The sequence below is a fragment of the Acinetobacter sp. L-24 genome (assembly GCF_056857555.1).
Genome location: NZ_JBSXNI010000043.1, coordinates 263303 through 271062 on the forward strand (window position 1 = coordinate 263303; position 7760 = coordinate 271062).

A 7760-nucleotide genomic window follows, 5' to 3' on the forward strand; every position below is an offset into this window, starting at 1 on the left:
GAAACTAAACCAGAATTTCGCGTTTGCCGTTGGCGCCCATGCCGCTGACAATGCCGTTTTCTTCCATCTGGTCAATGATCCGCGCAGCACGATTATAGCCCAGACTGAATTTTCTCTGTAAGGATGAAGTGGAAGCCTTACGGGTTTCTAGTACAAAAGCCACACACTGGTCATACAGTGCATCGCGGTCTGATCCACCGTCGCCACCATCTTCAAAACCGCGACCCGATGGCTCTTCATCAAACGGTGTCAGGATCTCGTCGACATAGTTTGGTGAACCACGTTCACGCCATGCATCACAGATCCGGTTTACTTCATCATCGGCAATAAATGCACCATGCACACGCTCAGGTTCAATTTTACCCGGGCCCAAGAACAGCATGTCACCATGACCGAGCAAGTCTTCAGCACCACCCGCATCCAGAATGGTACGCGAATCGATCTTGGAGTTGACCCGCAATGCAACACGCGTCGGAATATTGGCTTTGATCAAACCGGTGATTACGTCTACTGATGGACGCTGGGTCGCAAGCAACAGGTGAATACCAGCAGCACGTGATTTTTGTGCCAGACGGGTAATCATTTCTTCAGCTTTTTTACCCACCTGCATGATCATATCCGCGAACTCATCCGCAACAATCACAATAGAAGGCAACGGTGTTAAGCGCGGCGCACGCTCACCCACAACAGAATCGCTGGCTTTCCAGGTTGGATCGATCAGGTCTTCACCATTGGCAATCGCCTCTTCCACTTTGCGGTTATAGTCGCTCAGTTTACGGATTTTCAGGAAAGACATCAGTTTATAACGACGTTCCATTTCATTGACACACCAGTTCAATGCGCTGACCGCATCTTTCATATCGGTAACTACAGGCGTCAACAAATGTGGAATATCGTTATAGTTCGCCAGTTCCAGCTGCTTCGGATCGATCAGAATAAGACGCAATTCATCCGGTGTATATTTCAGCAACATCGATAGAATCATCGAGTTGACCGCCACCGATTTACCGGAACCTGTGGTTCCTGCCACCAGCATATGCGGCGCTTTACCCAGATCAGCAATCACCGGATTACCGGAAATATCCTTACCCATTGCCATGGAGAGGATGCTATTCGGATCAGTGAAGGCTGGAATGGTCAAAAGTTCGATCAAACGGACCATTTCACGGGTACTGTTTGGTACTTCAATTCCGATATACGGTTTGCCCGGAATGACTTCAACCACACGCACCGATGCCATCGACATCGAACGTGCCAAATCACGCGAAATATTCGTCACTTTAGAGGCTTTTACTCCTGGCGCCAGATCCAGTTCAAAACGTGTCACGACTGGGCCTGGCTGTGCTTCTACCACTTTGGCTTTGACGTTGAATTCTTGCAACTTGATTTCAAGCAATTCAGATAAACGTGCCAGCTGCTCTTCAGTAAAATTCACTTTTTTATTCGGATCGACTTCATCCAGTAAATCCAGACCTGGAAGCGGTGATAAATCTTTTCGGCGCTCCACCACCTGCATGGCACGTGACATCGGACGGCCTGAAGCATCAGTTAAAGGAGCATCAAAATCAAACTCGTCTTCATCTTGTGGTTTACCAGCCGTTTCTTGCCAGGCTTCTACAAATTCTTCTTTAGATAAAGCCTCGCGTACTGCTGCATGAGTTGCAGAAGGAGGAGATACTGGTTGCTCTATACCCTGATGCTGAATTGGTGCCTGAACAAAAGCAGAAGATTGGGCATAGCTTGATGCACGTACTGGTTGGCTTGGCTCATCTTCTTCAATCAGTAAATCACCCAGGTCATCCAGATCGGCCTGTAATGCGCTATTTTTCACGACATGTGCCGTTGTCATAGACGCCATGACAGGTGCAACATTGGTCATGTCTTCTACAATTCTTGCCGTCTTTTCGGCTGGCGCTGTATTGAATGGACTATGCACATCGGTCGCAGTTTTGCCTTGCGGAACTGCAGCCAGAAGTTCATCAAAGATTTCATCATCATCCCAGTCCAGGCCTGTATGTGGAGCCGATGCGGTTCTGGTGTGAGCATGAGTCTGTGCTGAAACAGGTTGAGGAGCGGTTATATGTGAGACTGGAGAATTAAGCTGTTCTTCTTCGGCTGCTTTGAGTAAGGCATCAATATCCTGTTTATGGCGCTGATCTTCATTTGAATGTAAGGCACGCCACACCTCGCCTGTCGCTACCACACGATCCGGCTGTTGAGGCACTTGCTGTACTTGCTTAAATGTCTCGACTGGCTCAGGAGCCTGCTGCTCAGCCTCAGGAATATCCTCATAAAACTGCGGTTGTTGTGATTCTTTATCGGCAAAATCATCAAATAAGCGTTCAGCCACCTGATCGCGCACCACCGGATCTATTTCTACCAGTTGATGCTCAGGCGCAGGTGTTACTGCAACCGCTACTTTTTTTGCACTAATGACTGGCTCTTTTTTGGCGACAGGTGCAGTCCGGTCAAAATCAGACATGCCTTCAGGCACATTGCGGTAGAACAGGTCTTGTAAATAAGCAGGGGTTGCTTTGAGGCTGCTCCAGGTCTTGTTCCATTTCACCCCAAACGCCAAGGTAAATAGCACCACCCAAAGCACCAGCAGGAAGAATGCTGCACCGTATACTGTCAGCAGTTGTTCCAGACTCTGGCCTAATTCATAGCCAATAATACCGCCGGAAGAATTATCCAGCGTATCAGCAGGGACTTGCCAAAATAAAAACAACAGCGCTGAGGTGGTCAGCAACAGGAAGAATTGCGCAGCATAGCGAAATGGCCGGTTCAGGAAGCTACGCGGCCACCAGACCTGAATCGCTTCCATAAACAGATAGACAGGGATCAGCAGACTTGCCCAACCAAGGAAGCCAAACAAAAGGTCTGCAATCCAGGCACCCGCTACCCCACTGGCATTCGAAACGGTCTGCGTATCACTGGAGATATGCATCCACCCCGGATCAAATGGCGTATAGGTCACTGTTGCAAGAAACAGATAAATCCCAAATGAGACTAAAAATAATGTCATTACTAAGCGCTGTGCATAGGCACTCGACACCGCTGTCATATACTGTCCTGTAACCAATTCTTCATGAATATTCTTTTGCTTCAATGCTTGAAAAAAGCGACGCAATAAAATACATATTATGCACCTGTTCTGTGAAAAAAGATGCACTATTGTGCAAGCACAATGTTACTTATGCTATATAGCCCAAATCGATTTCAATGATCAATAATATCGACTTTAATCTCACACCACTGTTATACAGTTTCACGTATAATTCAATAAATTTCTAAATAAAAAAGGATACAGCTGATGAGCGCACGTCACTCACGACTGATTATTTTAGGTTCTGGCCCTGCAGGCTATAGCGCAGCAGTATATGCAGCGCGTGCAAACTTGAAACCTACCCTGATTGCAGGCTTGCAACTGGGCGGTCAGCTGACCACGACGACTGACGTCGATAACTGGCCGGGTGATCCCGAAGGTTTGACTGGTCCCGCATTGATGGAACGTATGCAGGCACATGCAGAGCGTTTTGGCACTGAAATCGTGTATGACCATATCAATGAAGTGGATCTTAGCCAGCGCCCGTTCGTGTTAAAAGGCGATATGGAAGAATTCACCTGTGATGCCCTGATTATCTGTACCGGTGCAACTGCCCAATACCTCGGTCTGGAATCTGAAGCAGCCTATATGGGTCAAGGTGTCAGTGCTTGCGCAACCTGTGATGGTTTCTTCTATAAAAACCAGAAAGTTATGGTCGTAGGTGGTGGTAATACCGCTGTTGAAGAAGCGTTGTATCTATCTAATATTGCTTCTCACGTGACTCTGGTTCACCGTCGTGATTCACTACGTTCTGAAAAGATCTTGCAAGATCATTTATTTGCCAAAGAAAAAGAAGGCAAGATCAGCATTATCTGGAACCATCAGGTCGATGAAGTTCTAGGCGATGCACAATCTGGCGTGACCTCGGTTCGTCTTAAATCAACTCAAGATGACTCTACTCAAAACGTTGATGTGACGGGTATGTTTGTGGCGATTGGTCATAAGCCAAATAGCGCCATGTTCGAAGGCCAGTTAGAGCTTCGTGACGGCTATATCCAGGTGCAAAGCGGTACTGCAGGTAATGCAACACAAACTTCCGTACCGGGTGTATTTGCAGCAGGTGATATTGCGGACAGCATTTATCGTCAAGCCATTACTTCTGCGGGTTCAGGCTGTATGGCTGCGCTGGATGCAGAAAAATATCTTGATGCGATGGGTAAACTAGACTAAGCAGCAAGAATAAAAAAGCCGTCCATTATGGGCGGCTTTTTTATTGCTAGAATGAGATGATGATTTATCTATAGATTTATGTTGGGTCTGCCATGTCTTTACTTCCTCCCTCAGAATTCATTTTTCCCAATCCGGTCGAGGTTGATCCTGAAGGTGAAGGATTGATTTGTATTGGTGCAGACCTCTCCCCTTCCACACTTTATGAAGCCTATACGCATGGATTATTTCCATGGTTTTCAGAAGGTGATCCGATTTGCTGGTGGAGTCCGGAACCACGCTGCATTATTCGCCCCGAAGATTATCATCCAAGCAAATCCCTGCTACGCAATATGAAAAAGCAGGACTATAAAATTACGGTCAATCATGCTTTTGAAAGAGTGATTCGTTCCTGCTCCCTACCCCGTGCTTATGCAGACGATACCTGGATCAGTGAAGATATTATCGCAGGCTATTGCGACATGTTCGACGCAGGATATGGCTATAGCATTGAGGTCTGGGATGAAGATCGCGTCGTCGGTGGACTTTATGGTGTGACCATCGGTCAAGGCTGTTTTGGTGAATCTATGTTTAGTACGCAAACCGATGTTTCTAAAATGGCTTTCTATACCTTAATGCTGATTGGACAGGAAAATAAACTACCCTGGATCGACTGCCAACTGGTGAACGATCATCTGTTAAGCCTGGGTGCCTGCACACTTTCTCGCCAAGTTTATCTTAATTCTTTACAAGATATTGTAAAAAAGCCTGCGATTGATTGGAAAAAGTATCAGGAAGGTGTATTTTCAAGTAAAACAATAGCGCAAAACACGCGCTTAAGTGAATGAAAATAACAGAGGGTAGTTGTTATGAACTCTTATCAGCCAAAGGCCCTACTGAACGATTTACAGTATTATATTACGCCGCCGCATGATTGTAGCTATTTGCCCAACAAGTCGGCGCGCATGGTTTTTCTGGATCCTGCACATCGAATTGATGTAGTCACTTTATCGGAACTGTCACGTACCGGTTTCCGTCGCAGTGGTGATTTCGTCTATCGCCCCGAATGTCATCTGTGTCGTCAATGCCTATCTTCGCGTGTGCCTGTCGCTGAATTCCGCATGAACAGTTCACAAAAAAAAGCCTGGAAACGTAATCAGGATCTGGTGATAAAAATTACCAGTCCAGATCACGCCGGGGACCTACATTATGCGCTGTATGAACGCTATATCAATGAACGCCACGCAGATGGCGATATGTTCCCACCCACCCGGGATCAGTTCGAAAAATTTTTATTGCAAAGCTGCACCGACAGCTTCTTTCTAGAATTATGGCAAGGTGAGCGTCTAATCAGTGTTTCAACCTGTGACTTGCTGGATGATGGCATTTCTGCCGTCTATACCTTCTTTGACCCAGATGAAAATCGCCGCTCACTTGGTGCTTTTGCAATCTTGAAACAGATTGAACATGCACAAAAGCTGGGCTTACAATTTATCTATCTGGGATATTGGGTGCCGCATTCTAGCAAAATGAATTACAAATCTCAGTATCTGCCACTGGAACTCTTGATCGATGGACAATGGCGACGCTTAAATCATGCCCTAAGTGCCACGGAGATTCAGCACTTGGGAAACTCATTAATGACGACCTTACCCAGCGGATGGAATCACCAGATTATTAAATAAGGTCGTCAGTTTGTATTATTTAAATAGACTAGCAAAATCATCCGTACATGCTTTTACCATAATGATGGCATGTTCACGGCTTCCGTTGGCATTTGGATAATAGTTCTTGCGCAGATCAATCTGATGAAAGCCTGATTTTTCATATAGCTTGATCGCAGCCTGATTACTCTCGCGTACTTCCAGGAAAATCTGTACCGGATTATTTTTTAGCATCGCCACTGAAGCCTCCAGCAACTGATAGCCCAAGCCCTGACCTTGCTGTGCCGGATTAATTGCCATGAGCAATAAATTGGCTTCATCCAGCACTGGTTGTAAAATACAAAATCCGGCCACCTGCCCTTGCACTTCAATCACGGTACTTTGATAAGCCGTTACAGCATCTTCGAACTGTTTTAAAGTCCAGGGATGTGATTGAACCGATCTCTCAATCTTTGCAACGGCTTCTACATCCGCTGCTTGCATTAAACGAATCATCTTCGTTCATCTTATATAGAATCAACCTCCGCATTATAGAAACTTCATCCAAAAAATCGAGCAAAAAAAAGAGCGATTTCAGTCGCTCTTCAATATTCAGTTCTGTCACAAACCCAATTTAGCTTTCCAGATCGCCAACAGTTGATCTGTATGATGATCATTCGGATGGAATCCCGGTTTAAAATACATCAGCATTTCTTTCGCCATACCGGTAATGACCCCTTTAGAAGGACTATAGGCATAGGTATAAATGGCTTTTAAGGACTCAAGATTAAACTGCTGATCCTGTTTGAGCAATCGCGCAAGGAAATAACTTTGCACCACAAATAAGGTTGCCATTGCGATGACCAAGGATGAAGTACGCAGTGCATAGGCTTTTAGGCCTTTGCCAAAAACTCCTTCAAAGACATCATATGCAACTGCCTTATGTTCATTTTCCTCGATAGCATGCCATAACCACATGGTTTTCATGGTTTCATCTGTCATCAATTCCTGAATGTGGCTATTGGTCAAAAGCTGTGAGGCAATGGTTGCAGTGAAATGCTCAAGTGCCGTAGTTGCAGTCAAATCTACCATTTCTTGGGTAATTCCCACAGGCTTACCCAGTTTAGCCATGACTTTACGTGTCGTTTGAATGACTTTATCGGTATAACGATCAAGCGTCTCGACATCATGCCCATGTTTTTGCGCAGAAGCATTAAAGCCGATATGCTCGTGAGTATGCATGGCTTCCTGACCAATAAAAGCAGAAATTTCTTTTTGTAATGCTTCATTATTGGCAATTGCAGGATGGTTACGTACCGCGCGGACTGAATCTATAAAAAACTTTTCACCTGCTGGAAATAGCGCAGATAATGCGGTCATAAAATGAGTGAGACCTGCTGAACCATTCATCCAATATTCCGGTACAGCATCAAAATCAAAGTTCATGCGACGAACTGGAAAACTAGCACCCGCACGATTGGTAATATTTACTTTCGCATTCATGTGACCACTCCCATCAGGCCAACCCAGGCCCAAAAATGTAATATTCATATTCTTATCTGTATATTACGTGGTAATTTTTTTTACATAAGTGCAGTTTAGGTCAAGCCGATATCAGATAAGGACAGCTTTTGAAATCATTGTCAGACAATTTATTTTTAGTTTTATAAAAGTTTGAATCAAAAAAAAGCGCCTCAAAGAGGCGCTTTTCTTACACAATCAGCGATTATGCAGTTACTTTAGCAACTACACCAGCACCAACTGTACGACCGCCTTCACGGATCGCAAAACGTAGACCTGGGTCCATTGCGATCGGGTGGATTAGCTCTACTGACATCTCAACGTTGTCACCAGGCATAACCATT

At 45.3% G+C, this 7760-nt stretch carries 7 protein-coding genes; 3 read left to right on the forward strand and 4 right to left on the reverse strand.

The window, feature by feature from the left end:
• Positions 1–4 precede the first annotated feature (4 nt).
• Positions 5–3064 (reverse strand): DNA translocase FtsK, encoded by a 3060-nt coding sequence (locus tag AC13CK_RS11535; RefSeq protein ID WP_114541556.1) that lies wholly within the window; start codon positions 3062–3064, stop codon positions 5–7.
• A 249-nt stretch (positions 3065–3313) separates the two neighbouring features.
• On the opposite strand from AC13CK_RS11535, the gene trxB reads away from it, so the two are divergent.
• From trxB to AC13CK_RS11550, 3 genes are all read left to right on the forward strand, one after another.
• A complete protein-coding gene (gene trxB, locus AC13CK_RS11540) occupies positions 3314–4276 on the forward strand; it encodes a thioredoxin-disulfide reductase (protein ID WP_121980281.1) in 963 nt (320 codons plus the stop codon).
• A 92-nt stretch (positions 4277–4368) separates the two neighbouring features.
• Complete coding sequence (gene aat / locus AC13CK_RS11545) at positions 4369–5100, forward strand: leucyl/phenylalanyl-tRNA--protein transferase (RefSeq protein ID WP_425879562.1); 732 nt, start codon at positions 4369–4371, stop codon at positions 5098–5100.
• A 21-nt stretch (positions 5101–5121) separates the two neighbouring features.
• The gene (locus AC13CK_RS11550; protein WP_425879560.1) at positions 5122–5937 is read left to right on the forward strand and encodes an arginyltransferase; all 816 of its coding nucleotides are present in this window, start codon (positions 5122–5124) and stop codon (positions 5935–5937) included.
• A 15-nt stretch (positions 5938–5952) separates the two neighbouring features.
• Here the strand turns inward: AC13CK_RS11550 and rimI are convergent, their stop codons facing one another.
• From rimI to AC13CK_RS11565, 3 genes are all read right to left on the reverse strand, one after another.
• Positions 5953–6411 (reverse strand): ribosomal protein S18-alanine N-acetyltransferase, encoded by a 459-nt coding sequence (gene rimI, locus AC13CK_RS11555; RefSeq protein WP_425879558.1) that lies wholly within the window; start codon positions 6409–6411, stop codon positions 5953–5955.
• A 105-nt stretch (positions 6412–6516) separates the two neighbouring features.
• Complete coding sequence (locus AC13CK_RS11560) at positions 6517–7398, reverse strand: metal-dependent hydrolase (protein ID WP_425879556.1); 882 nt, start codon at positions 7396–7398, stop codon at positions 6517–6519.
• Positions 7399–7621: 223 nt separating this feature from the next.
• Positions 7622–7760: EF-Tu C-terminal domain-related protein (locus AC13CK_RS11565; protein ID WP_000245266.1), on the reverse strand; the 139-nt coding region annotated here is incomplete at its 5' end.

Bases quoted from the DNA above. Each gene is read 5' to 3' on its own strand.
- trxB (WP_121980281.1), top strand. From the start codon at position 3,314: ATGAGCGCACGTCACTCACGACTGATTATTTTAGGTTCTGGCCCTGCA.
- AC13CK_RS11550 (WP_425879560.1), top strand. From the start codon at position 5,122: ATGAACTCTTATCAGCCAAAGGCCCTACTGAACGATTTACAGTATTAT.
- rimI (WP_425879558.1), bottom strand. From the start codon at position 6,411: ATGATTCGTTTAATGCAAGCAGCGGATGTAGAAGCCGTTGCAAAGATT.
- AC13CK_RS11560 (WP_425879556.1), bottom strand. From the start codon at position 7,398: ATGAATGCGAAAGTAAATATTACCAATCGTGCGGGTGCTAGTTTTCCA.
- aat (WP_425879562.1), top strand. From the start codon at position 4,369: ATGTCTTTACTTCCTCCCTCAGAATTCATTTTTCCCAATCCGGTCGAG.
- AC13CK_RS11535 (WP_114541556.1), bottom strand. From the start codon at position 3,064: ATGACAGCGGTGTCGAGTGCCTATGCACAGCGCTTAGTAATGACATTA.